19 protein-coding genes are annotated in these 23,796 nt (G+C 65.5%); 8 read left to right on the forward strand and 11 right to left on the reverse strand.

The genetic code is table 11. From position 1 onward, the window contains the following. Positions 1-5: 5 nt before the first annotated feature. The 6 genes from B0E49_RS04570 to B0E49_RS04600 form a co-directional block, all read right to left on the reverse strand. Positions 6-938 (reverse strand): TauD/TfdA dioxygenase family protein, encoded by a 933-nt coding sequence (locus tag B0E49_RS04570; RefSeq protein WP_077560874.1) that lies wholly within the window; start codon positions 936-938, stop codon positions 6-8. A gap of 334 nt (positions 939-1,272) precedes the next feature. After that, entirely contained in the window at positions 1,273-1,902 is a 630-nt protein-coding gene (locus B0E49_RS04575; protein ID WP_077560784.1) for an ABC transporter ATP-binding protein, read from the reverse strand. A 27-nt stretch (positions 1,903-1,929) separates the two neighbouring features. Continuing rightward, the gene (locus tag B0E49_RS04580) at positions 1,930-2,724 is read right to left on the reverse strand and encodes an ABC transporter ATP-binding protein (RefSeq protein ID WP_077560785.1); all 795 of its coding nucleotides are present in this window, start codon (positions 2,722-2,724) and stop codon (positions 1,930-1,932) included. After that, positions 2,724-4,538, reverse strand: a complete 1,815-nt coding sequence (locus B0E49_RS04585) for an ABC transporter permease (RefSeq protein ID WP_502688696.1) — start codon at positions 4,536-4,538, stop codon at positions 2,724-2,726. The genes B0E49_RS04580 and B0E49_RS04585 overlap by 1 nt, the downstream gene beginning before the upstream one ends. Positions 4,539-4,803: 265 nt before the next feature. Then, positions 4,804-5,460 (reverse strand): nitroreductase, encoded by a 657-nt coding sequence (locus B0E49_RS04595; protein WP_077560875.1) that lies wholly within the window; start codon positions 5,458-5,460, stop codon positions 4,804-4,806. A gap of 68 nt (positions 5,461-5,528) precedes the next feature. Next, the gene (locus B0E49_RS04600; RefSeq protein WP_077560788.1) at positions 5,529-5,969 is read right to left on the reverse strand and encodes an acyl-CoA thioesterase; all 441 of its coding nucleotides are present in this window, start codon (positions 5,967-5,969) and stop codon (positions 5,529-5,531) included. A gap of 251 nt (positions 5,970-6,220) precedes the next feature. Here B0E49_RS04600 and B0E49_RS04605 point away from each other — a divergent pair, with 251 nt between their 5' ends. Continuing rightward, the gene (locus tag B0E49_RS04605; protein WP_077560789.1) at positions 6,221-6,784 is read left to right on the forward strand and encodes a phasin family protein; all 564 of its coding nucleotides are present in this window, start codon (positions 6,221-6,223) and stop codon (positions 6,782-6,784) included. Positions 6,785-6,964: 180 nt separating this feature from the next. On the opposite strand, the gene B0E49_RS04610 is transcribed toward B0E49_RS04605, so the two are convergent. Continuing rightward, entirely contained in the window at positions 6,965-7,921 is a 957-nt protein-coding gene (locus B0E49_RS04610) for a patatin-like phospholipase family protein (RefSeq protein ID WP_077560876.1), read from the reverse strand. Positions 7,922-8,009: 88 nt separating this feature from the next. Between B0E49_RS04610 and B0E49_RS04615 the strand changes: the two genes are divergently transcribed. The 3 genes from B0E49_RS04615 (at position 8,010) to B0E49_RS20450 (ending at position 12,103) form a co-directional block, all read left to right on the forward strand. After that, positions 8,010-8,768, forward strand: a complete 759-nt coding sequence (locus tag B0E49_RS04615) for a 3-hydroxyacyl-CoA dehydrogenase (RefSeq protein WP_077560790.1) — start codon at positions 8,010-8,012, stop codon at positions 8,766-8,768. A gap of 85 nt (positions 8,769-8,853) precedes the next feature. Beyond that, positions 8,854-10,704, forward strand: coding sequence for a gamma-glutamyltransferase (gene ggt, locus B0E49_RS04620; protein ID WP_077560877.1), 1,851 nt, complete (start codon positions 8,854-8,856; stop codon positions 10,702-10,704). A gap of 67 nt (positions 10,705-10,771) precedes the next feature. After that, positions 10,772-12,103 carry a hypothetical protein gene (locus B0E49_RS20450; RefSeq protein ID WP_168175000.1) on the forward strand — a complete coding sequence of 444 codons (1,332 nt, stop codon included), beginning with the start codon at positions 10,772-10,774 and terminating at the stop codon, positions 12,101-12,103. 49 nt (positions 12,104-12,152) lie between these two features. Here the strand turns inward: B0E49_RS20450 and B0E49_RS04630 are convergent, their stop codons facing one another. Further along, positions 12,153-12,539: a DUF4345 family protein gene (locus B0E49_RS04630; RefSeq protein ID WP_077560792.1), complete on the reverse strand. Its 387-nt coding sequence runs from the start codon at positions 12,537-12,539 to the stop codon at positions 12,153-12,155. A gap of 428 nt (positions 12,540-12,967) precedes the next feature. Between B0E49_RS04630 and dmeF the strand changes: the two genes are divergently transcribed. Both dmeF and B0E49_RS04640 read left to right on the forward strand, forming a co-directional pair. Next, positions 12,968-13,927, forward strand: coding sequence for a CDF family Co(II)/Ni(II) efflux transporter DmeF (dmeF, locus tag B0E49_RS04635; protein WP_077560793.1), 960 nt, complete (start codon positions 12,968-12,970; stop codon positions 13,925-13,927). A 28-nt stretch (positions 13,928-13,955) separates the two neighbouring features. Beyond that, on the forward strand, positions 13,956-15,146 hold the full coding sequence (locus tag B0E49_RS04640; protein WP_077560794.1) for an MFS transporter: 1,191 nt from the start codon (positions 13,956-13,958) through the stop codon (positions 15,144-15,146). 19 nt (positions 15,147-15,165) lie between these two features. Here B0E49_RS04640 and B0E49_RS04645 read toward each other — a convergent pair whose 3' ends face one another. Continuing rightward, positions 15,166-16,812 carry an acyl-CoA synthetase gene (locus tag B0E49_RS04645; protein ID WP_077560795.1) on the reverse strand — a complete coding sequence of 549 codons (1,647 nt, stop codon included), beginning with the start codon at positions 16,810-16,812 and terminating at the stop codon, positions 15,166-15,168. A gap of 57 nt (positions 16,813-16,869) precedes the next feature. Here B0E49_RS04645 and dnaG point away from each other — a divergent pair, with 57 nt between their 5' ends. Then, positions 16,870-18,735, forward strand: a complete 1,866-nt coding sequence (gene dnaG, locus B0E49_RS04650) for a DNA primase (RefSeq protein WP_077560796.1) — start codon at positions 16,870-16,872, stop codon at positions 18,733-18,735. A 271-nt stretch (positions 18,736-19,006) separates the two neighbouring features. Then, entirely contained in the window at positions 19,007-21,292 is a 2,286-nt protein-coding gene (gene rpoD / locus B0E49_RS04655) for an RNA polymerase sigma factor RpoD (RefSeq protein WP_077560797.1), read from the forward strand. 190 nt (positions 21,293-21,482) lie between these two features. Here the strand turns inward: rpoD and B0E49_RS04660 are convergent, their stop codons facing one another. After that, on the reverse strand, positions 21,483-22,487 hold the full coding sequence (locus B0E49_RS04660) for a Bug family tripartite tricarboxylate transporter substrate binding protein (RefSeq protein ID WP_077560798.1): 1,005 nt from the start codon (positions 22,485-22,487) through the stop codon (positions 21,483-21,485). Between the two features lie 30 nt (positions 22,488-22,517). Continuing rightward, positions 22,518-23,738: a CaiB/BaiF CoA transferase family protein gene (locus tag B0E49_RS20830; RefSeq protein ID WP_286137808.1), complete on the reverse strand. Its 1,221-nt coding sequence runs from the start codon at positions 23,736-23,738 to the stop codon at positions 22,518-22,520. Positions 23,739-23,796: the final 58 nt, after the last annotated feature.

The following is a 23,796-nucleotide window of genomic DNA, read 5'->3' on the forward strand; positions in this document are numbered from 1 at the left end:
GTCGTTCAGTCGTGCAAGGCCGAAACACCCGCCGCGACCTCCTGGCTCGTTGCTGCCGCAGCTTTCAGGCTAGCTTCTGCCGCCTGCGGATTTTCCAGACGGCCATAGTGGTCGCCCATGGTCGACGTGCGGATCATGTGGCGAATCTCCTTGGGGTCATAGTCGCCAACCGCCAGATGCGTGAGGCAACGGTTGTCCCAAAGGACGAGGTCGCGAACTTCCCACCGATGGCGGTACACAAAACGTGGTTGCACCGAGTGCTCACATAGAAACTTGATGATCGGCTTGCTCTCAAGATCACTCATGCCGACGAAGGTCCTGACCCTGTCGTTGACATAGAGCGCGGGCTTGCCCGATTCCGGGTGAATGCGTACTGCCGGATGTACAACCGGAGGATTCAAGCGCTTGAACGCCTCGAGGATTGCGGGATCCCGTCGGGCCGAGATGAGGCTCACGTCGTTCACGGCTTCCAGATCATCCAGGAATTCACGCATTTTTGGAGATAGGGCCTCGTAGGCCGCATACATGTTGGCAAACATCGTGTCGCCCCCCACCGAGGGCTTCTCAATGCAGTACACCATCGTCGCCTTTGCAGGACGCACCGTGTATGAGAGGTCGGTGTGCCAGTTCTGACCGTTGTATGCACCTGCAGGCAACTTGCCGTTGACCGGCTTGTTGGATAACAGCATCACGTGGTCATGCTCAGGGTGGCGATTGAATGGCTGGCTGTCGTAGTTGTCAAGCTCGCCGAAATGCGTTGTGAATGCAGTCAGCGTTGCTGGATCGAGTTGCTGGCCAGGAAACACGAGCACAAGGTGTTTCGTCCAGGCCGCCTTGATTTGCTGTACTTCGTCGGAGGTAAGCATCTTGGAGAGGTCTACGCCGGTGACTCTTGCGCCCAGTGCAAAGCCGACGGGTTGAACTTGAATAGTAGGCATCTGAAAGGTAGTGGTGTTGGGTCCGGTCAGTGTATTGACCCAGGTCAAGATGGGCGACTACCTGGAAGCGAATCCAGAATTGCTGATTTGCGAAAGCGGCTTACCGTAGTTTTGACCGGCTGTGTTTGACGTCTCTAAGCCGAATGGCACTTACTTTGGTCCAATCGCGTTGAAGTCACGTGTGTAAGCGCTTGAATTTGAAGGCAAAAGGAGGTGCTGACCCGGGGATTGATAGGATGGTTGTTACTACTACGCACCCAAACCATCTATCCGAAGGCTAGGAGTGTGGGCGGCAGAAGGGTAGACCTCGATATCGCTTGAGCCACCCGCACTCCTAGCGTTCGCGCAGTTGCCCCGCCGCCAGTGTCAATGTGCGGTCCGCATGCGCGGCCAGGATGTGGTTCTGCTCGGCCACCAGCAAGGTAACGCCTTCGCGCTTGAGCCGCAGCAGTGCGTCGCGGATGGCCTCCACCAGCAACGGGGCAATGCCCTCGCAGGGCTCATCGAGCAGCAATAGCGTCGGGCCGGTCATCAGGGTGCGGGCAATCGCCAGCATCTGCTGCTCGCCGCCGCTCATGCGCCCGCTCGGGCGATCCAGCATGTCGGCCAGCGCCGGAAACAATTGCAGCGCCTGCGCCTCGCGCGCCGGCACATCGCCGCGCGCCGCCAGCCGCAGGTTTTCGTGCACTGTAAGACCCGTGAACAGGCGCCGGTCTTCGGCCACGTAGCCCAGCCCCGCCAGCGCGCGCCGGTGCGGCTCCCAGCGCTCGATGCTCTTGTTTTGATAGCTGATGGCGCCCGTGGCACGCGGGCTCAGGCCCATTATGGCTTGCAGCAAGGTAGATTTTCCGGCGCCGTTCAGGCCTTGCAGCACGACCAGCTCGCCGACATCGACCTGCAGCGACACATCGAACAGCGCCTGCGCGGCGCCGTACCAGACATTGAGATGGCGCACCTCAAGCATGGACTGACTCCTGCCGGGCATGGAGGTTCATGGCATCTCCGCGTCAAAAGAATGGCCCAGGTAGCGGCTGCGCACCTCGGGGTGGCGCGCGATCTCATCGGGCGTGCCCTGCGCCGCGAGTTGGCCCTCGATCAGCACCAGCACGCGATCGGCCACGCCGAACACGGCGTCCATGTTGTGCTCGGTGTAGAGCACGGCGACACCCTCAACCGCGAGCGACTTGACCAGTTGCATCAGTTCCAGCCGCTCGGTCTCGGCCAGGCCGGCGGCCGGCTCATCGAGTAGCAGCAGTCGTGGCCGTGCGATCGATGGCGCCTGTCCCCGCGGATCGGCCGGCGCGCCCTCACCCAGCCCCGCTAGGGCGATGCCCAGCTCCAGCCGCTTCTTGGCGCCATACGGCAGACCCAGCACGTCGGCATGCGCCAGCTGCTGCAGGCCGACCCGCGCCAGCAATTGGGTGGCGGCCTCCACCGACACCCGGTCAAGCACATTCCAGGCCGGCAGTCCGTGCCCGGTGCTCATGAGCAGCTGCAGATTTTGTAGCACCGTGAGCGCTTCGAAGGTCTGCGCCACCTGGAACGTGCGCGCCACGCCACGCTGCAGGCGCCGCGCGGGCGCCAGGGCGTCGATACGCTGGCCGGCCCACAGGATCTCGCCGCCGCTCGGTCGGTGCTGCCCGGCGATGCAGGCAAAGCAGGTCGATTTGCCGGCGCCGTTGGGGCCGATCAGCGCCACGCACTCGCCGGCGCGCACCTCGAAGCTGACGCCATCGACCGCCTTGACGCCGCCGAAGTATTTGACGAGATGGCGCACCTGCAGCATCAGTCCCTCCGGCCCGGCGCCGGGGCACGCGCACGCGCGGGGCGCTTCAATTTTGAGAGCAGCCCGAGCAGACCCGACGGGGACAAGACCATGATCAGCATCACAAACACGCCGAGCGCACCGCGCCAATAGTCAAACCCCTGGCCGAGTTCGGCGCCGGCCCAGGTCAGCACTAGGCTGCCCACGGCCGCGCCCCATAACTGGTGCACGCCGCCCAGCAGCACGACCAGCAGCGCGTCGAGCGAGGTCGAGACGCTGGCGCTCGACGGAAACACCGCTCCCTTGTGCGCCGCAAACAGGCCCCCCGCCAGGCCGGCCAGCACCGCGCGCTCGACAAAGATGCGGTACTTGATCCACGCCACTCGCAGGCCCGAGGCCGCGGCGCGCTGCGGCGCATCGCGCACGGCCTGCAATGCGGCACCGAAGGTCGATCGGCCCAAGCGCCGCAGAGCCCCCACGCTGAGCAGTGCCAGCAGCACCAGCAGCGCGTAAAACAGCCCGCGCGTGTCGTCCGTGACCAGGTTCAGCCCGATGATGCCGTTGTCGCCGCCGGTCAAACCCACCCATTGCGTGGCCGTGGCCCACACCACCTGCGCCAGCGCGAGCGACAGCATGGCCAAGTACACGCCGCCGCTGCGCACCACGGCGGCGCCAAACACGGCCGCCACGACGAGGGCCGCAGCGCAGCCTGTGGCCAGCGCCAACGGCAGCGTTGCACCCCACGTTGTGTAGGCCAGCGCCGCGCCATAGGCACCCAGCGAAAAAAATGCGGCATGGCCAAAACTCACGAGCCCGCCCAGGGCCATCATGGCCTGCAGGCTGACACCGAAAATCAGCAGGATCAAACCATCCGCCGCGAGCGAGCGCCAGTAGTCGCCGGCCTGCCAGGCTACCGCGCAAAACACCGAGGCCGCTATGAAAACAAGAGCTGTACCCCAAGAACTGGCAGGAGTCAGCACGAGTTTTTGCGAAATTTCCTTGGGGCCCGCATCAAGCGGCTGCCCCATCAACCCCAGCGGGCGCAGCGCCAGCACCACGGCCATGGTGAGGAACACCAGCACCAGCGTGGCCTGCGGAAACAGGCTCAGGCCAAAGGCGTGGATCAGCCCGATCAACAGGGCCGCAAAAAACGCTCCGCTGATGCTGCCCAGGCCACCGGTGACGACGACGACAAAGGTCTCGACGATCACGTTCATGTCCATCTGCAAATTGGCCGGCTCGCGCGGCAGCGCCAGCGCGCCGCCCAGTCCCGCAAGCGCACAGCCCAGCACGACCGCGCCCAACATCAGCGGTTTGGGATTCACGCCGAGCGCCGCCAGCATGCCGCGGTCCTGCGTGGCGGCGCGCAGGCGCTGGCCAAAACGGCTCCAGCGCAAGAGCGCGTGCAGACCCAGCCAGATTAGCGGGCCGAGCGCGATGGTGACGAGTTGGTACACCGGGAAGAACTGACCCAGCAGCTCGACCGAGCCCTTGAGTCCGGGAAAGCGCGGCGCGAACACCTCGTCCGGCCCGAAGCCCCAGCGCATCGCGTCATGCATCGCCAGCGCCAGGCCGAAGGTGGTCACCAGCTGGTACAGCTCGGGCACGCCGTACATGCGCCGCAACACAAAGAATTCGGCCACAGCCCCCGCCAGCCCTGCACAGGCGGCTCCCAAAAGCATAGCCAGCGCATACAGCGCGGCGCTCTCGCCCCAGGCCGGATACCAGTCGGTGACCCAGTGCGCCGCCAGCAGCGCGCCCAACATGAAGAAGCTGCCGTGGGCGAAATTGATGATGCGCGTGACGCCAAAGATCAGCGTCAGCCCGGCAGCCATCAGGAACAGCGTGGTGGCGTAGCTCAGGCCATTGAGGAACTGGATGGCAACAAAAATCACGGACGGTCACGCCAAATGCGGCCCCGTGTCCATGGCTCGTCGGCATCCCGGTGGCCCCCAGCACTTGGCGCCACCTGCGCCCCATGAAACCGGCGCCGCCAGATGCCGGAAACACCGCGGAACCGGCTCCGCCGGGCCGCCGGTGTTGCCCCCTGCAAGGGGGGTGGCGCAGCGACACGCAGTGCGCGCAGCCTGGGGGTGAGTGTCATTTCACCCAGGTCGTGAATTCGGCGGCCGGCACGCGCGGCGTGCGGTAGCTGTTGACCGGCGCCGTCTCGTCGGCGTAGCCGAGCGACATGCCGCACACCAGCATCTCGCCCTCGCCCGCGCCAATGTGCGGCAGGATGATCTTGGCAAAGCCGTTCCAGGCCGCCTGCGGGCAGGTGTGCAGGCCGTGGCCGCGCGCCGCGACCATGAGGTTTTGCAGGAAGGCGCCGTAGTCCAGCAGGCTGCCGCGGCCCATCACGCGCTCCATCGTGAACATCAGGCCCACGGGCGCATCGAAGAAGCGGAAGTTGCGCTGGTGCTGCGCGTGCATCTTGTCCTTCTCCCCTCTGGCGATGCCCAGCAAACCATACAGGCCCCAGCCGTTCTCGCGGCGCCGGTCGATGTAGGGACTGACCCATTTCTCGGGGTAGTAATCGTATTCCTCGCGGTACTCGGCGCCCAGCGCGGGATTCGCGCGGATGGCGTCGTGCGCGGCGCAGACCTTGTCGACCAGCGCGTCGCGGCTCGCGCCCTGCAGCACGTACACGCGCCAGGGCTGGGTGTTGGTGCCCGAGGGCGCGCGCGCCGCCACCTGCAGCAGGTGCGCGAGGGTCTCGCGCGGCACGGCTTGTTGCGTGAAGGCGCGTATCGACATGCGGCTGTCGATGGCCTCGTCCACAAACCCCGCCGGCGTGGCCGTGCGGCCCGTCTCGTTTATGACGCTCAAATGAGTTTCTCCAGAACGGCTTTCAATGGACCGGGCAGCGGCACCGGCCGGCGCGTGTGCCGATCGACGTACACGTGGATGAAGTATCCCTTGGCCGCGGTTGTCGCCTCATCGTCCGCAAACAGGCCGATCTCGTAGCGCACGCTGGACCGGCCCAGCTGCGCCACGCGCAGGCCGGCGCGCACCGTTTGTGGGAAGGCGATCGGCGAGAAGTAGTTGCAGTGGGTTTGCACCACCAGGCCGATGGTGCCGCCATGCTGGATGTCGAGCACGCCCTGCTCGATCAGGTAGTTGTTCACCACCGTGTCGAACCAGCTGTAGTACACGACGTTGTTGACATGCCCGTACACATCGTTGTCCATCCAGCGCGTGCCGAGGGTGCGAAACACCTTGTAGGCCTCAAGCGGTTCGGGGTCGGTCTCTCGGTCGAGGTTCATGGCCGGGTATTTTGCCAGCGTTGCCAGCGGGCACCGATGGTGTCCGGCCGATAAAACGGCGGGCCCCAGCCGGCTTTTAGCCGGTTTCTAGAAAATCGCCCCTAATATGCTGCACTGCAACACAAATTACTTGTAATGGCTCGGGATAACCCTATAATTCAATTCATGCTGCGCTGCAACATAAAACCGGATTAGAGCCGGGTTCAGAGCAGATACTGTCCCGTCACTCTTTACCTACCGGAGATCTCCTCATGTTGACCGCTGAACAAGTCCTCGCCGCCCACAAAGCCAATGTTGAAACCCTGTTTGGTCTGACCGCCAAAGCCTTCGAAGGCGTGGAAAAACTGGTCGAGCTGAACGTGACCGCTTCCAAGGCTGCCCTGGCCGAAGCCGCTGACACCACGCAAGCCGCCCTGAACGTGAAGGACGCGCAAGAGCTGCTGGCCCTGCAAGCCGGCCTGCTGCAGCCCCTGGCCGAGAAGACCGCCGCCTACAGCCGTCATCTGTATGACATCGCTCAAGGCACCAGCGCCGAATTCACCAAGGCTTTCGAAGCCCAGGCCGCCGAGACGCAGAAGAAGTTCGCCGGTCTGGTGGACAGCGCTGCCAAGAACGCACCTGCTGGTTCCGAGACCGCCGTCGCCGTGATGAAGAGCGCCGTCGCTGCTGCCACCAACGCTTATGAGTCCGTGCAAAAGGCCGTCAAGCAAGCCACCGACATGGCCGAAGTCAACCTCAACAACGTGGCTGCCACCGCTGCCCACGCCACGAAGTCGGCCACCGCCAGTGTTGCTGCCGGCGCCCGCAAGCGTTAATTCGTACCGATTGTCTCCTCGGGTCTTTTCGAAGCCTTCGGGCTCAGGGATCCGTTAAGGCCTCGTCGCAAGACGGGGCCTTTTTTTCGTGAGCCCCCACGCTTTTCACTTCGTGTAATGCGCTGCCCCCCAAGGGGGCTGAACTTGCTCGGGGCGGCCCTTCGCTGCGTTCGCGCCGGCCTATCTTGCCCCGGCCTCGATCAGTTGCTTCAGCTTCGGCAGCAATTGCCGCATGGCGAGCCGGCCCGCTTCGATGGCGTGGCGCCGCGCCGCGAAGTCCGAGCTTTTCACGCCGTTCAGGGGCGGGCGCACCACCAGGTCGGCGTCGCGCAGCTCGTAGCGGTTGATGCTCTTGCTCATGATGGCAAAGGTCTGCAACAGGATCTGCAGCGTGCCGTCCGTGGCATTGCCTTCGGGCGGACTGGAAATATCGACCGCAATCACCAGCTCGGCGCCCATCTGGCGCGCGTAGTCCACCGGCACGGGCGCCACCAGGCCGCCGTCCACGTAATCATGGCCGGCAATGCGCACAGGCTCGAAGATCGCGGGCACCGCGCTCGAGGCGCGCACCGCCGTGCCCGTGTCGCCGCGCTGGAACAAAACGCCCTGCCCGCTGTTCAGGTCGGTCGCGACGATGCCCAGGCGCAGCGGCATGGCTTCGATCGTCCGCCCCGCCACCTGTTGATTGACGTAGCGCGCCAGACCGTCGCCACGCATCATGCCGCGGCCGAACAGCGGCAGTGTCCAGTCGGTGAAGGCGGCCTCCTCCATCGACAGCGCGGCCTGCTGCAGCTGCGCGCCGCTCTTGCCGCTGGCGTACAGCGCCGCCACCAGGCTGCCGGCCGAGGTACCCACCACCAGATCCGGCTTGATGCCGGCCTGCTCCAGCACCTGGATCACGCCCACGTGGGCAAAGCCGCGCGCGGCGCCGCCGCCCAGCACCAGAGCGATGCGCGGCGGGCGTTTCGGCGCGGGCTGCACTGCGATGGGCGGCTCCAGCGGCGTCGCGGGCACGGGCGCAGGCCGAGTGGCGCAGCCGGCGAGGAAGACGCCGGCGGCCAGGCCTGCCGCGGCGAGCAGCGGCCACGGCCACGGGCGGCCGGCTTTTTTGGAATAAAGAGGTGTATTAAGCTGCATGGGGGCGTCCATCTTAGGGCCACCCGCGGCGCCCCGTCATAATTGACGTTTACGTCAACGTCAATCACCCTTTCTTCAGGAGTTCAGCATGGAAATCAAAGGCAAGGTATTCATCGTCACCGGCGGCGCATCGGGCCTGGGTGAAGGCACGGCGCGCATGCTGGCAAGCCAGGGCGGCACGGTCGTGATTGCCGACATGCAGGTGGAAAAAGGCGGGGCCGTTGCCAGGGAGATCGGCGGCGCCTTCATCAAATGCGACGTCAGCAGCGAGGCCGATGGCCAGGCCGCGGTGGCCAGGGCCACTTCCATGGGCAAGCTGATGGGCCTGGTCAACTGCGCGGGCATCGCGCCGGCCGAGAAAACCGTGGGAAAGAACGGCGCGCATGCCCTGAGCGTGTTCAGCAAGACCGTCATGGTGAACCTGGTCGGCAGCTTCAACATGATCCGCCTGGCGGCCGAGGCCATGTGCAGGAACGAGCCCGAAGCCACCGGCGAGCGCGGCGTGCTGATCTCGACCGCCTCGGTCGCCGCCTACGACGGGCAGATCGGCCAGGCCGCATACAGCGCCTCCAAGGGTGGCATCGTCGGCATGACGCTGCCGATCGCACGTGATCTGGCGCGCAACGGCATCCGCAACATGACGATCGCGCCCGGCCTGTTCGGCACGCCCATGCTGTTCGGCATGCCCCAGGAAGTGCAGGATTCGCTGGCTGCCAGCGTGCCCTTTCCGAGCCGCCTGGGCACGCCCGCGGACTACGCCAAGCTGGCGCGCCATATCTTCGAGAACGACATGCTCAACGGCGAGGTGATCCGGCTCGACGGCGCGGTTCGTCTGGCTCCACGCTAAGGCCCGTCGGCCCGCGGGATGCTCTATTTTTAATAGCTGACAGCACCCACCCATCAAGGGCCTGGAGCCTTTATTGTTTGCAATCATGATGCGCCGCGGTGCCCTTCGATGGAGCGCTCTGGCTGCCGCCGCACTGGCGGCCAGCGCGTATCTCGCGGGCTGCGCGGGCGCACTGGCGACGGGCGACACGGCACCGGCGCAGCCCGAGGCTGCATCGGGTTACGTTGACAAGCCCGGCTGGACCGGCAGCCGCTTTGCGGTCGCCGCGGCCAACCCGCTGGCCGCCCGGGCCGGCTACCAGATCCTCAAGGCCGGCGGCTCCGCCATCGACGCGGCCGTGGCCGTGCAGATGGTGCTGGCGCTGGTCGAGCCGCAGTCCAGCGGCCTGGGCGGCGGTGCGTTTTTGCTGTACTTCGATGGCCGGAAAGTCGAAGCCTTCGACGGACGCGAAACCGCCCCGGCCGCGGCCAGCGAGAAGTTGTTTCTCGGCGCCAACGGAAAACCGCTGCCCTTTTACGACGCCGTCGTCGGTGGTCGCGCGGTCGGCGTGCCGGGTGCCGTGCGCATGCTGGAGCTGGCGCATCGGCAGCACGGCCGGCTGCCGTGGGCCACGCTGTTTGAGCCCGCCATCCGGCTGGCCGAGGACGGCTTTGCGGTCAGCGCGCGGCTGCACAGCCTGCTTGAAAACGACAAGTACCTGAGGAGCGACCCGGTCGCCGCCGCCTACTTCTACAACGCCGACGGCAGCCCGCGCGCCGTGGGCTACACGCTGCGCAACCCCGCGCTGGCACAGGTGCTGAAGAAAATTGCGGCCAGCGGCTCCAAAGGCCTGCTGGAGGGCGAGGTGGCGCAGGCCATCGTCGACAAGGTGCGCCAGCATCCGGCCAATCCGGGACAGCTCACGCTGGCCGATCTGGCCGGCTACCAGGCCAAAAAGCGCGAGCCCATCTGTAGCGACTACACAGTCAGCCCCCGGGATTACCGCATCTGCGGCTTTCCGCCGCCGAGCTCGGGCGCGATCGCGGTGGCACAGATCCTGGGCATCCTGAACCACACCAACGCCGCCACGCTGGCGTTGCAGGACGGCCTGCCGTCGGCGCAGTGGCTGCACCTGTATGCCGAGGCCTCGCGCCTGGCCTTTGCCGACCGCGCGCAGTACGTGGCCGACCCCGATTTCGTGCCGCCGCCGGCGGGCAGCTGGACGAGCCTGCTGGCGCCCGGCTATCTGGCCCGGCGCGCCCGCCTGATCGACCAGCGCCCCGGTGCGCCGGCGATGAAAGCCGTCAGCGCCGGCGTGCCCGGCGCCGTGCAGACAAGCTACGCGCCCATGCCAGCGCAGCCCGAGCACGGCACCTCGCACATCAGCATCGTCGATGCGTACGGCAACGCGCTGGCCATGACGACGACGATCGAGGATGCGTTCGGCGCGCGCCAGATGGTGAGCCCCAACGCGGCGCTCAGCGGCGGTTTCCTGCTCAACAACGAGCTCACCGACTTCAGCTTCGCGCCGACCGACGCGCAGGGCCGCCTGGTCGCGAACCGCGTGCAGCCCGGCAAGCGCCCGCGCTCGTCGATGGCGCCCACCCTGGTGTTCGACAAGGTCACCGGGCAGCTCGTGATGAGCACCGGCAGCTCCGGCGGCGCGCTGATCATTCACGACGTCGCCAAGACGCTGTACGGGGTGCTCGACTGGGGCTTGAGCCCGCAGCAGGCCATCGCCCTGCCCAACTTCGCCACGCTCGGCGGCCCGCTGCTGCTGGAGCAAGGCCGCTTCCCCGCCGCCACCGTCAACGCGCTGCGCGCGCGCGGCCACGAGGTGCAGGAACATGCGCTGACCAGCGGCCTGCAGGCTATTCAAAGCGGTAAGGTGGGTGGCAAGCCCCAACTGCTGGGCGGCGCCGATCCGCGCCGCGAGGGTGTGGTGCTGGGGGAGTGACCGGCGGCCATTCATGCCGCGAAACATAAACCGCGCCCGATCGGCAGGTTCGCGCCACAATGGATTGGTGAACACGCTGGGCGCCACCCCACCGATCGTGATCGGCATCCGAAATGCGGGCGACTCGCATAGCCGGCGCGTGCGCGTTGTGGTGATTCTTGGCAGCCTGGCCTCGATCGTGTTCGGCATCCCCTGGGCCGTTTTTTTTGCCCTTCGCGGTGACTGGCTGGTGGTGATTGCAGACTGTGCGGTGATTCTGGCCGGCGTGATTGCCATTCGAATGGCGCGGCGTCATCGGCTGCGCGGCGCCGCCATTTTGCTGGTGGCCAGTCTGTTCGGCCGGCTTTCCTGGATGGCCCTCTTTTTGGACGTTCCAAGCGCCCAGTTTCCGCGCTCGATACATCATTTTTTGATACCGCTGGCCGTCGCAGCCTATTTGATGCTCAAGCACGAAAACGCCTGGCTGCGCCACGGCCTGGCCTGGGGCTGCCTCGCCGGCGTGGTTTTTTTTGCCAGCTCGCACTTCGCAATCGTCACGCGGCTGGCCACGCCGGACAGCGTGCGTGGCCCGGGCGCCTGGATCACCAATGTGTGCGCCATGTTGCTGCTGTTTCTGCTGCTGCATATTTTTGTCGCCGACATCGATCCGCTGGAAGCCGGTTTGCACCGCGCTCGCATACGCTTGCGCAAGTTGGCGCACCTTGCCACGCCCAGCCAGTTCGAGGACTCCCTGACACGTCTTGACGAATCCATTGCCTCGACGATTCCCCAAAATGCCGGTCAGATTTCCGTGGCGGGAACGCAGGGCTGGCAGCGTGCGCGAGTCACCCGGGTCCGGCTCACCATCCTCGCCTGCAGCAGCGTGACGATCGTCCTGGGTGCTCTGTTCGTCGTCTATTTCAGCCTGCGGGGCCTGATGCCACTGGCGCTGCTCAACTGCGCCGTGATGGCCCTCGGGGTGGCTCTGGCGCTGCTGAGGGCCGACAAACACCAGAGCGCAGCCACCATCGGATTGGTCGTCGGCCTGATGCTGATCTTCCTGGTGAATTCGGCCGTCCTCGACATCCCCACCCCCAACGTGCCGCGCTCTACCCACTACTGGTTCCTGCCCTTGTCACTGGGGGCCTACTTTCTTCTGCGGGAAGAAAACGCCTGGATCCATAGTGGCCTGCCGATGGCGTGCTTGGCCGCCTTCGTCGTTCTGGCCAGCAGCCATTGGGGCTTCATGACGGATTACCTCCTGCCCGACAATGACCGCCCCCCGCCCTGGCTGGTGTGTACCCTTGCGTTGGGCATGCTGTATTTTCTTGTCTACATTCTGGTGGGCGACATCAAACGCCTGGAAGACTGGCTGCTGGGCACCGTCAGCCGCCTGCTTCGCCGGATCACGCCTCTTTGACACAGGCGGGAACCCGGACAACCAGGACACCGAAGTTCATGGCTTGCCTCTAATGGCTGGCGTAATGCGCCAGCGCAATGACGAACGGCAGGACCAGCTCGGGAACGAGATAGCCCAGCCACACGGCGGCGGGTTTTGGCAGCCCGACGCGGCTGATGGAAACCAGCCGGCCCACGCCCGCCAGCAGCACGCCGAGCGCGAGCAGGTACACGAGCACTCCCTGCTGCCGGATGGTGATGGCGGCCCACAGGTTGATGAGCCCGGTCGAAAAATACACACCCGCCATGAAACGGTGCACGTTGTCGAGTCGCGGCAACGTGTCGGGTTGCCCCAGGAACATTTGCAATGCTCCCCCAATCATGGCGATCGCCGCCACGATGAACAGGCAAACGCGCACCACGAGCTGGCTCGCGAGCAGGGGGTCGGCTTCAATCATCTCGGTGCCTCCTCGTCGGTGTAACCGCAGCACCCGCACTGGCCTGCATCGGCGGGCACCTGGGGGAGCCGTAGGAACAATGAACGCAGCAGCCTCCCGCCTTTGGGCGTTCATGCTGCTTGCCGGGTCATCTTCTGCATCGCGTCAAGAGGCCCATCATAAAACGCCGGGGCGCATTTCAGCGTCGGATTGCCGGCGGTGCCCGACCGGCCAGCTTTCATGGGTGCAGGCCTGGCGCTGCCATACGGGAATGAAATTGGCCGCCAGCCCATGCTGGATAAGCGCTTTTCGCTATCCAAATGAGAGCACCCATGAAGACATGAAAGGACCATCGCCTGCGCTACGGACGGGCGCGGTGAATCGTGGCCAAATCCAGGCTGGTAGCACCTGAAAGAGCCTCGAATGGCAAACGAAAAAAGGAGCAAGCCATGCATACCGACGACCTGAGCGCCTGGAGCCACGCACACCAGTTCGACCCGGGCAACGTCGCGGGTGAGCGCGGTACGCGCGCCGTGATGTGGATCACGGCCGCCATGATGGTGCTCGAGATTGCCGCCGGCTGGGGCTACAACTCGATGGCCCTGCTGGCGGACGGTTTCCACATGAGTTCGCACGCCGTGGCCATCGGCCTGAGCGCCTTCGCCTACGCGGCGGCCCGGCGCTACGCCGCTGACCGCCGTTTTGCGTTCGGCACCTGGAAGATTGAAGTGCTGGCGGGTTTTGCCAGCGCCATCTTCCTGCTGGTGGTCGTGGCGCTCATGGTGGCAGGCTCCATCGAGCGGCTGCTGTCGCCCGCGCCGATTCACTACCAGGAAGCCATCGTCATCGCGGCGCTCGGGCTGGTGGTGAACATCGTCTCCGCCTTCATTCTCGGCGCCGCGCACCATCACGACCAGGGCGGCCATGCTCATGATGCGCATCACGACCACGCGCACCACCACGACCTGAACCTCAGGTCCGCGTATGTCCATGTGATGGCCGACGCCGCAACCTCGGTGCTCGCCATCCTGGCGCTGCTGGGCGGCTGGCTCTATGGCTGGGCCTGGCTGGACCCTGTGACCGGCATCGCAGGCGCGGTCGTGGTGGCCTTGTGGGCCAGGCGCCTGATGGCGGATACCGGCAAGGTCTTGCTCGACCGTGAAATGGACCACCCTGTCGTCGATGAGATCCGGCAGGCCATCGCAGAGGATGGACACGTGGGCGAAACACGCATCGCCGACCTGCACGTCTGGCGCGTTGGCAAGGCAGGCTACTCGTGTGCCATCAGTCTCGTGACGCATGACAGGGCACTGACACCCGGCACGGTGCGCGGCTGGCTGTCCCGGCATGAAGAAATCGTGCATGCAACCATCGAGATTCACCAGTGCCCCGATGCTCATGCAGGCTGAACGCGCCTTGCATCGCTGACAATCCGGCATGGCCAGGATATCCAACACCGCCCTCGGGCAAATTCCTGCGGGGGTTTGGACACTCGGCTTTGTGAGCCTGCTGATGGATGTCTCGTCCGAGATGATTCACAGCCTGCTGCCGATGTTCATGGTCACGACCCTGGGCATCAGCGTCGCCGCGGTCGGTCTTCTCGAAGGGCTGGCGGAGTCCACCGCCCTCATCGTCAAGGTTTTCTCCGGCGTATTGAGCGACTACCTGGGCAAGCGCAAGGGGCTGGCCGTTCTGGGCTACGCCCTGGGGGCGCTCAGCAAACCGCTTTTCGCGCTGAGCAGCAGCTTCGGCCTCGTTGCGACCGCCCGCCTGCTGGACCGCTTTGGCAAAGGTATCCGTGGCGCGCCCCGGGACGCGCTGGTCGCCGACATCACGCCCAAACACCTTCGTGGCGCCGCCTTCGGCCTGCGCCAGGCGCTCGATACCGTCGGCGCCTTTGTCGGCCCCCTGCTCGGCGTCGGTTTGATGCTGCTGTGGGCGAACGACTTCCGCGCCGTCTTCTGGGTTGCGACCCTCCCGGGCTGGCTCGCCGTCGCCCTGCTGTTTTTTGGACTGCATGAGCCGCGACGTCAGCACCGGGAGCCGCGAAGCAACCCCATCAGCCGCGGCAACATCCGGCGTCTGCCGGGCGCCTATTGGTGGGTGGTGGGTCTTGGTGCCGTTTTCACCCTGGCCAGGTTCAGCGAAGCGTTTCTGGTGCTGCGCGCCCAGCAGGACGGGATTCCCACTGCACTGGTGCCACTGGTGATGGTAGCCATGAACATCATCTACGCGGGCTGCGCCTACCCCTTCGGCAAACTGTCGGACGCCATGAGCCGCAGAACACTGCTCGGTGCCGGCATTGTGGTCCTGCTGCTGGCGGATCTGGTTCTGGCCAGCAGCACGGGCTGGATGGCACTTTTTGTGGGTGTGGCCCTTTGGGGGGTGCACATGGGAATGACACAGGGGCTGCTGGCGGCCATGGTGGCAGACACCGCCCCGCAAGACTTGCGGGGTACCGCGTACGGTGTCTTCAATCTTGCCAGCGGCCTGGCCATGCTCGTTGCCAGCACGCTGGCGGGTGTGCTCTGGCAGGTTTGGGGCGCGCCATCGACGTTTTACGCCGGCGCGCTCTTTTGCGTTCTGTCTCTGATGGCCCTGTCGTGGAAACCTGCCGGGTCAAGCTGAACAGCGACTGAGGCCGCCCTCAAACATCGATCGCCGCGGCCGAGCCCGCCTGCCGGCGCAGCTCGAACTTCTGGATCTTGCCGGTGGCAGTTTTGGGGATCTCGCCAAACACCACGGCGCGCGGCACCTTGAAGCCGGCCAGGTGCTGCTTGCAGTGGGCGACGATCTCGGCGGCCGTGACCGTCGCGCCGGCCTTGAGCTCGACAAACGCGCAAGGCGTCTCGCCCCAGCGCGCATCGGGCTTGGCCACCACGGCGGCGGCCAGCACGGCGGGGTGGCGGTACAGCACGTCTTCGACCTCGATGGAGGAGATGTTCTCGCCGCCCGAGATGATGATGTCCTTGCTGCGGTCCTTGATCTTGATGTAGCCGTCGGGGTACTGCACCGCCAGGTCGCCGCTGTGGAACCAGCCGCCCGCAAAGGCTTCTTCGGTGGCCTTGGGGTTCTTCAGGTAGCCCTTCATCGCGATATTGCCGCGGAACATGATCTCGCCCATGGTCTCGCCATCCCAGGGCACGGGCTGCAGGGTCGTGGTGTCGAGCACGCGCGCATCGCGCTGCAGGTGGTAGCGCACACCCTGGCGCGCGTTCAGGCGCGCGCGCTCGCCGATGTCGAGCGCGTTCCAGGCGTCATGCTTGGCGCAAACCGTGGCCGGGCCGTAGACCTCGGTCAGGCCGTAGACATGGGTCAGATCGAAGCCCATCTGCTCCATGCCTTCGATCATGGACGCGGGCGGCGCGGCGCCCGCCACCATGGCCTTGACGCCGGCCGGCACGCCCACCTTCATCGCGGCCGGCGCATTCACCAGCAAACCATGCACGATGGGCGCGCCGCAGTAGTGCGTCACGCCATGGTCGCGGATGGCATCAAAAATCGCCTGCGCCTCGACCCGGCGCAAACACACGTTGACGCCCGCGCGCGCCGCCACCGTCCACGGAAAGCACCAGCCGTTGCAATGGAACATCGGCAGCGTCCACAGGTAGGTCGCGTGCTTGGGCATGTCCCACTCGAGGATGTTGGAGATGGCGTTGATGGCCGCGCCGCGGTGGTGGTAGACCACGCCCTTGGGGTTGCCGGTGGTGCCGCTGGTGTAGTTGAGGGCAATCGCGTCCCACTCATCAGCCGGCAACTGCCAGGCAAACTGCGGGTCGCCGCCGGCGACAAAATCATCGTAGTCGAGGCTGCCGATTTTTTGCACGGCGCCGGCATAGACCGGGTCCGTCACATCGATCACCAGCAGCGGCGCCGTACCCTGGCGCAGGGCAACGGCCTTTTGCATCAGCGCCGCGAACTCCGGGTCCACGATCACCACCTTGGCCTCGCCGTGGTCCAGCATGAAGGCCAGGGTTTCGGCATCCAGCCGCGTGTTCAGCGCATTCAGCACGGCGCCGGCCATCGGGATGCCAAAGTGGGCCTCGACCATGGGCGGCGTGTTGGGCAGCATCACGGCCACCGTGTCGCCCTTCTGGATGCCGTGGCGGCTCAGCGCGCTGGCGAGCCGGCGGCAGCGCTCGTACAACTCGCCCCAGTTGCGGCGCAACCCGCCGTGCACCACGGCCAGCCGGTCCGGGTAGACCTCGGCCGTGCGCTCGATGAAGGACAGGGGCGACAGCGGTGCGTGGTTGGCCTCGTTGCGCGGCAGGTTCTGGTCGAAAATGGAGGTCATGGCTTGGGTCTCCGGTGGTTATCTGGGGGTCGGGCTTAATCCGGACACAATAGCACCGTGAGCATTCCCCAACCTTTCATTCAGGAGCTTTTGGTGCGCGCCGATGTGGTCGAAATCGTCGGCCGCTACGTGCAGCTCAAGAAGGGCGGCGCCAATTTCATGGGGCTGTGCCCGTTTCACGGGGAGAAATCGCCCTCCTTCAGCGTGAGCCCGTCCAAGCAGTTCTACCACTGCTTTGGCTGCGGCAAGAACGGCAACGCCATCAGCTTCCTGATGGAGCACGCGGGCATGACCTTCGTCGAGGCGGTGAAAGACCTGGCGCAGCAATACGGCATGCAGGTGCCCGAAGACGATGCCTCGCCGTCCGAGCGCGCACGCGCCAGCGAGCAGCGGCAAAAGCAGGCCACGCTGTCCGACGTGCTGGAGAAGGCCTGCGACGCCTACAAGAAACACCTGAAAGGCTCGCACAAGGCCGTGGACTACTTCAAGGGCCGCGGCCTGTCGGGCGATATTGCGAAGCAGTTCGGCCTGGGCTACGCGCCCGAGGGCTGGCGCAGCCTGGCCAGCGTGTTTCCCAACTACGACGACCCGCTGCTGGCCGAGAGCGGCCTGGTGATCGCGAGCGTCGATGAAGACACGGGCGAGGAAAAGCGCTACGACCGCTTCCGCGACCGCGTGATGTTCCCGATCCGCAACGTGAAGGGCGAGTGCATCGGCTTTGGCGGGCGCGTGCTCGGTGAAGGCACGCCGAAATACCTCAACTCGCCCGAAACCCCGGTGTTCCACAAGGGCCGCGAGCTGTACGGCCTGTTCGAGGCGCGCCATGCCCTGCGCGAGCAGGGCTATGTGCTGGTGACTGAGGGCTACATGGACGTGGTGGCGCTGGCGCAACTGGGCTTTCCCAATGCCGTGGCCACGCTGGGCACGGCCTGCACGGCCGAGCATGTGCAAAAGCTGTTCCGCTTCACCGATTCGGTGGTGTTCAGCTTCGACGGCGACGCCGCCGGCCGGCGCGCCGCGCGCAAGGCGCTGGACGGCGCCCTGCCGTATGCCAGCGACGTGCGCAGCGTGAAATTCCTGTTCCTGCCGCCCGAGCACGACCCGGACAGCTACATCCGCGCCTTCGGCAAGGACGCGTTTGCGCGCTATGTGTCCGAGGCCACGCCGCTGTCGCGCTTCATGATCGAAGCGGCGCGCGACGGCTGCGACCTGAACAGCGCCGAGGGCCGCGCCCATCTGGCCAGCAACGCCAGGCCGCTGTGGAGCCAGTTGCCCGAGGGCGCGCTCAAGCGCCAGTTGCTGGGCGAGATTGCCGAGCTGGTGCAGCTGAACAGCCGGGAACTGAGCGAGGTCTGGAACGGCCCCGCGAAATCGGGCAAGGCCGACGGCGCCCACGGCGGGAAACGCTACAACAACGATAGCTATCAGCGCATACAGGACGAGGGCTACAGCCCAAAAAAGCCATCAAACTTCGCCCCTCGCATGCGTCCGGGCGGGCGCACCGCGCTGGCCAGCCGCGCCGACCACGCGGCGCGCATCCTGCTCACCAACATGGCGGCCTGGGACAGCCTGTCGAACGAAGACCGCAGCATGCTGTGCGAATTGCCGGCGCCGCATGGCCCGCTGTTTGTCTGGCTCGAGAGCCAGCTGCACGAGCACGGCGCGCAGCCCTGGGCGGCGCTGCGCGAAGGCCTGCGCGATCACGAAAGCGAAGCCCTGGCGCTGAAGGCCACCGCCAGCTTCGAGGTTCCGCTGGCGCAGGAACCCGACCCGGACGACACCGCCAGCGAGCTGCGCGGCCTGCTCGACCTGATGCAGGACGACCGCTTCAAGCTGATGGAGACCGAGGCGCTGGCCGCCAACGACCTCGAGCGCTATCGCCGGCTGCACGAGCAGCGCCGCGCACGCGCCAGCGCAAAATAAGCAACCCCGGCGCTTGAAAAATGGCCATAAAGGTATAATGTAAGGCTTGACCAGACTGCAAGAGCGACAGCAATACCTCCGGGCCGGGCCGACCGATGAAGCAACTTCACAACGGGCCAACCAACCGCAAGGATTGCATCCCAAATGTTCGCCCACACATCTTGCAGATAGAAAACGTCCGGGGGTTTGCCCCTTCGTCACGTTGCCCGCGCCGGGAGTTTGCGGCGCCCGCTTTTTTGTTTGTCCTGCCTTGAAGCCTTGAGGTTTATTCATGCCTGCTCAAAAGTCCGCGAAGCCCGTCTCCCCTGCTGCCAAACCGGCTGCCAAGCCCACAACGAAAGCCCATCCCGTGCCCGCATCGAAGTCGCCCGCCAAAGAAGAACTGAAAAAACCCGCCAAGGCCGCCGTCGTGGCCGAAGAAGCGCCGAAGAAAAAGCCCGGGCGCCCGCCCAAGGCCGCCCCTGCCGCAGCCGACGCATCGCCTCCAGCAGATGCCAAGCGCGGCCGCAAGCCCAAGACCGGCATCAAGGCGGCTGGCGACGATACCGACCTGAGCGACGTGGAAGCCGAATTTGCCGAGGAACCCGTGGCGACCACCGAAAAGGTCAAGCCGCTGCGCATGAAGATCAGCAAGGCGAAGGAACGCGCGCTGATGAAGGAATTCGGGCTGGACGAGACCGTCCTGTCGGAAGAAGACATGGCCAAGCGCCGCTCGCGCCTCAAAGCCCTGATCAAGCTCGGCAAGACGCGCGGCTACCTGACGCACGGCGAGATCTCCGACCACCTGCCCGACAAGCTGGTCGATGCCGAGACGCTGGAAGTCGTGATTTCCATGCTCAACGACATGGGCGTGGCCGTTTACGAGCAGACCCCCGACGCCGAAACCCTGCTGCTGAACAACACCGGCCCGACCGCCGCGACCGAGGAAGAAGCCGAGGAAGAAGCCGAGGCCGCGCTGTCCACGGTGGACAGCGAATTCGGCCGCACCACCGACCCGGTGCGCATGTACATGCGCGAAATGGGCACGGTCGAGCTGCTCACGCGCGAAGGCGAAATCGAGATTGCCAAGCGCATCGAGGGCGGCCTGATGCGCATGATGGAGGCCATCAGCGAAAGCCCGGCCACCATCGCCGAGGTGTTCCGCATGGCCGATGACATCCGCGACGGCAAGGTGGTGATCTCCACCATCGTGGACGGCTTCTCCAATCCGAACGAGGCCGACGACTACGTGGCCGAAGAAGATTTCGACGAATTCGACGAAGAGGATGACGACGACGGCAAGGGCGGCTCCAAGGCGCTGACCAAGAAGCTCGAAGAGCTCAAGCGCGAGGCCCTGACGCGCTTCGACACGCTGCGCGGCCTGTTCGAGAAGGTCCACAAGATCTACGACAAGGAAGGCTACGGCACGCCGGCCTACGTCAAGGCGCAAAAAGCCCTGTCCGACGAGCTGATGACCATCCGCTTTACCGCCAAGACCATCGAGAAGCTGTGCGGCATGCTGCGCAGCCAGGTCGACGACGTGCGCAAGAAGGAGCGCGAGCTGCGCCGCATCATCGTGGACAAATGCGGCTTCCCGCAGGAAGACTTCATCCGCGACTTCAGCGGCTTCGACAAGCACGGGCACCGCGTGGCATCCAACCTGCTGAACCTGAAATGGGTGGAAAAGCAGGCCGCCGCCGGCAAGCCGTGGAGCACGGTGATGGCGCGCAACATCCCGCCGATCCAGGAACTGCAGCAGCGCCTGACCGACCTGCAGTCGCGCGTGGTGGTGCCGCTGTTCCAGCTGAAAGACATCAACAAGCGCATGAACGAAGGCGAGGCTTCGTCGCGCGACGCCAAGAAGGAAATGATCGAGGCCAACTTGCGCCTGGTGATCTCGATTGCCAAGAAGTACACGAACCGCGGCCTGCAGTTTCTGGACCTGATCCAGGAAGGCAACATCGGCCTGATGAAGGCGGTGGACAAGTTCGAATACCGGCGCGGCTACAAGTTCTCGACCTACGCCACGTGGTGGATCCGCCAGGCCATCACTCGTTCTATCGCGGATCAAGCCCGGACCATCCGCATCCCGGTGCACATGATCGAGACCATCAACAAGATGAACCGCATCTCGCGCCAGCATCTACAGGAGTTCGGCTTCGAGCCTGACGCCAGCATCCTGGCGGCCAAGATGGAGATCCCGGAAGACAAGATCCGCAAGATCATGAAGATCGCGAAAGAGCCGATCTCGATGGAAACCCCGATCGGCGACGACGACGATTCGCACCTGGGCGACTTCATCGAGGACAGCGCCAACACCGCACCGCTGGAAGCCGCGATGCAGGCCGGCCTGCGCGACGTGGTGAAGGACATCCTGGACAGCCTGACGCCGCGCGAAGCCAAGGTGCTGCGCATGCGCTTCGGCATCGAGATGAGCACCGATCACACGCTCGAAGAAGTCGGCAAGCAGTTCGACGTGACGCGCGAGCGCATCCGCCAGATCGAGGCCAAGGCGCTGCGCAAGCTCAAGCACCCGAGCCGCTCGGACAAGCTGCGCAGCTTCATCGATACGCTCTGATCCGTCGCCATGGCAGGCAACCGCCCGTCATCCCTTGCCCTGCTGTCATCCCGGGTCTGACCCGGGATCCATGAGCCAAAAGCGCCTCAAGCCCTTATCCATCGAGCGTGAGGCGCTATTTTATTTGTAGCATCCAAAGACTCGCACACAGCGTTGCATGGCGCAGCGCCAGCGGGCTCGCCTACTGCGCCTACGCCAATTCGATACCCGCCGTCTTCACCAGCTTCGCGTACTTGACCATCTCCGAGCGGAAAAAGGCGGCGGCCGCTTCCGGCGTCGTCGTTGAAATGGTGTTGCCCTGCCGGGCCATGGCGTCCTTCACCTCGGGCGCGCTGAAAGCCGTGACAAAGGCCGCGTGGATGCGCCGCACGTCAGGCGCCGGCAGGCGCTTGGGCCCGACCGCGGCAAACCAGCCGTCCACCAGATAGTTGGGCAGCCCCTGTTCCACAAAGGTCGCAATCTCCGGTGCCGCGGCCAGGCGGTGCGGCGACGAGGTGCCGATGGCGCGCAACGCGCCACTCTTGAGGTGGCCCTGCACGGACGGCAGCGACAGCACGCCCATGTCCACCTGGCCGCCGATCAGGTCGGAAATCATCGGGCCTACGCCCTTGTACGGAATGTGGTGGGCCTGCACGCCCGCCTCCTGCAGGAACATCTCGGCCGCCAGATGCAGGATGGTGCCGTTGCCCGATGACGCGTAGTTGTACGCACCCGGCCTGGCCTTGAGCAGCGCCACCAGTTCCTTCGAATTGGTGGCGTGGATTTTGACCGGATTGACGACCAGCACCATCGGCGTCGAGCCCAGCACCGAGATCGGGGTGATGTCGTTGATGGGGTCGAACGGCAGCGTCTTGTACACGCTCGGGAAAATCACGTGGTTGTTCGACACCACGCTCAGCGTGAAGCCATCGGGCGCCGACTTGATCATGGCGGCGGTGCCCACGATGCCGCCCGCCCCCGCCTGGTTTTCGATCACGACCGGGTGACCGAGTGCCTGCGCCAGGGCCGCGCTGGTGGCGCGCATGATCGTGTCGACGCCGGAGCCGGCCGCCACCGGCAGGATGAAGCGCACGGGCCGCTCGCTGATCTGCGCCAGCAGCATCCCGGGCGAACTCAGGGCGCCCGCCCCCAACGCCATGCTGCCAAGCAGGCTCAAGGTTTTGCGCCGGGAAAGGGCCGGTGAAGTCTGTGTCATGGAAGTCTCCTTATGTGATCGTGAAAAAAATCAGGCGACGGCGGCCTGCGCCCGCAGGGCCTCGATGGCTTGCGCGTCGTAACCCAGGCCCGCGAGCAATCCCGCCGTGTGCTCGCCCAGCATGGGCGGCTGCAGGCGCACGCCCAGGCGGTGCCCGTCCATGGTGATCGGGAACAGCGCGGCCCTGGCGGTCTGGCCCGCGCGCGCGCCGTCCGGCAGGCGCACGTCGGCCAGGCCGCCGGTGGCCAGCAGGTGCGGGTCGTCATACAGTTCCTCGGGCTTGCGGATCGGCGCAAACGGCAGGCCGTGCCGCTCGAAAATGGCCGTCAGTTCGGCCGCGCTGTAGCCGGCCAGCCGCGTGCGCAGGTCGGCCAGCAACGTGGTGCGGGCTCGCACGCGGTCGTTGTTGGTGGCGAGCAGCGGGTCGGCCTTGAGGTCGGCAAAGCCCAGGGCGTCGCAGAACGTGACCCACTGGGCATCGCTCACCGCGGCCAGGAAGATCTGCTCGCCGTCCTTCACGGTGAACACGTCGTACAGCGCCCAGGCCGAGATGCGCTCGGGCATGGGGGCCGCAGCCTGCCCGGTGATGGCGTACTGCATCATGTGCTGGCCGACCAGAAACACGTTGTTCTCGAACAGCGCGCTCTGCACCTCCTGGCCGCGCCCGGTGATGCCGCGCTGGATCAGCGCGCCCAGGGCACCGATGGCGCCGAACATGCCCCCCATGATGTCGTTCACGCTGCTGCCGGCGCGCAGCGGGTCGCCCGGGCGCCCCGTCATGTAGGCCAGGCCGCCCATCATCTGCACCACCTCGTCGAGCGCGGTACGGTGCTCGTACGGCCCGGGCAGGAAGCCCTTGTGGCTGACGTAGATCAGGCGCTCGTTGACCTGGCTCAGGCTCGCATAGTCCAGCCCGTATTTGCCCATGGTGCCGGGCTTGAAGTTCTCGGCCACCACGTCGGCGCTGGCCGCCAGCTTGCGCGCGACCTCGGCGCCGGCGGGGTGGTGCAGGTCGATCGCGATGCTTTTCTTGTTGCGGTTGAACATGGGGAAGAAGCCCGCGCCTGCGCCCAGCAGATGGCGCGTGCGGTCGCCATCGATCGGCTCGACCTTGATCACCTCGGCCCCCATGTCGGCCAGCACCATGCCGCAGGTCGGGCCCATCACCATGTGGGTGAATTCGACGACGCGCAGGCCTTTGAGGGGCAACGAGCGCGCCGGGGAGCTGCCCCCACCCCAGCCCTCCCCCAAGGGGGGAGGGGGTACGGCGGACGGCCCGCGCGAATGTGCGCTTCCTGCTCCTTCCCCC

Origin of the sequence: Polaromonas sp. C04 (assembly GCF_002002705.1) — a bacterium.
Taxonomy (GTDB): domain Bacteria; phylum Pseudomonadota; class Gammaproteobacteria; order Burkholderiales; family Burkholderiaceae_C; genus Rhodoferax_A.

Excerpts from the sequence above, each read along its gene's own strand:
- B0E49_RS04605 (WP_077560789.1), top strand. The coding sequence starts at position 6,221 with ATGTTGACCGCTGAACAAGTCCTCGCCGCCCACAAAGCCAATGTTGAA.
- B0E49_RS04610 (WP_077560876.1), bottom strand. The coding sequence starts at position 7,921 with ATGCAGCTTAATACACCTCTTTATTCCAAAAAAGCCGGCCGCCCGTGG.
- ggt (WP_077560877.1), top strand. The coding sequence starts at position 8,854 with ATGATGCGCCGCGGTGCCCTTCGATGGAGCGCTCTGGCTGCCGCCGCA.
- B0E49_RS04595 (WP_077560875.1), bottom strand. The coding sequence starts at position 5,460 with ATGTCGATACGCGCCTTCACGCAACAAGCCGTGCCGCGCGAGACCCTC.
- B0E49_RS04585 (WP_502688696.1), bottom strand. The coding sequence starts at position 4,538 with ATGGCTGCCGGGCTGACGCTGATCTTTGGCGTCACGCGCATCATCAAT.
- B0E49_RS04645 (WP_077560795.1), bottom strand. The coding sequence starts at position 16,812 with ATGACCTCCATTTTCGACCAGAACCTGCCGCGCAACGAGGCCAACCAC.
- dmeF (WP_077560793.1), top strand. The coding sequence starts at position 12,968 with ATGCATACCGACGACCTGAGCGCCTGGAGCCACGCACACCAGTTCGAC.
- B0E49_RS04630 (WP_077560792.1), bottom strand. The coding sequence starts at position 12,539 with ATGATTGAAGCCGACCCCCTGCTCGCGAGCCAGCTCGTGGTGCGCGTT.
- B0E49_RS04575 (WP_077560784.1), bottom strand. The coding sequence starts at position 1,902 with ATGCTTGAGGTGCGCCATCTCAATGTCTGGTACGGCGCCGCGCAGGCG.
- B0E49_RS04580 (WP_077560785.1), bottom strand. The coding sequence starts at position 2,724 with ATGCTGCAGGTGCGCCATCTCGTCAAATACTTCGGCGGCGTCAAGGCG.
- B0E49_RS04640 (WP_077560794.1), top strand. The coding sequence starts at position 13,956 with ATGGCCAGGATATCCAACACCGCCCTCGGGCAAATTCCTGCGGGGGTT.
- B0E49_RS04615 (WP_077560790.1), top strand. The coding sequence starts at position 8,010 with ATGGAAATCAAAGGCAAGGTATTCATCGTCACCGGCGGCGCATCGGGC.
- B0E49_RS04600 (WP_077560788.1), bottom strand. The coding sequence starts at position 5,969 with ATGAACCTCGACCGAGAGACCGACCCCGAACCGCTTGAGGCCTACAAG.
- rpoD (WP_077560797.1), top strand. The coding sequence starts at position 19,007 with ATGCCTGCTCAAAAGTCCGCGAAGCCCGTCTCCCCTGCTGCCAAACCG.
- B0E49_RS04570 (WP_077560874.1), bottom strand. The coding sequence starts at position 938 with ATGCCTACTATTCAAGTTCAACCCGTCGGCTTTGCACTGGGCGCAAGA.
- B0E49_RS04660 (WP_077560798.1), bottom strand. The coding sequence starts at position 22,487 with ATGACACAGACTTCACCGGCCCTTTCCCGGCGCAAAACCTTGAGCCTG.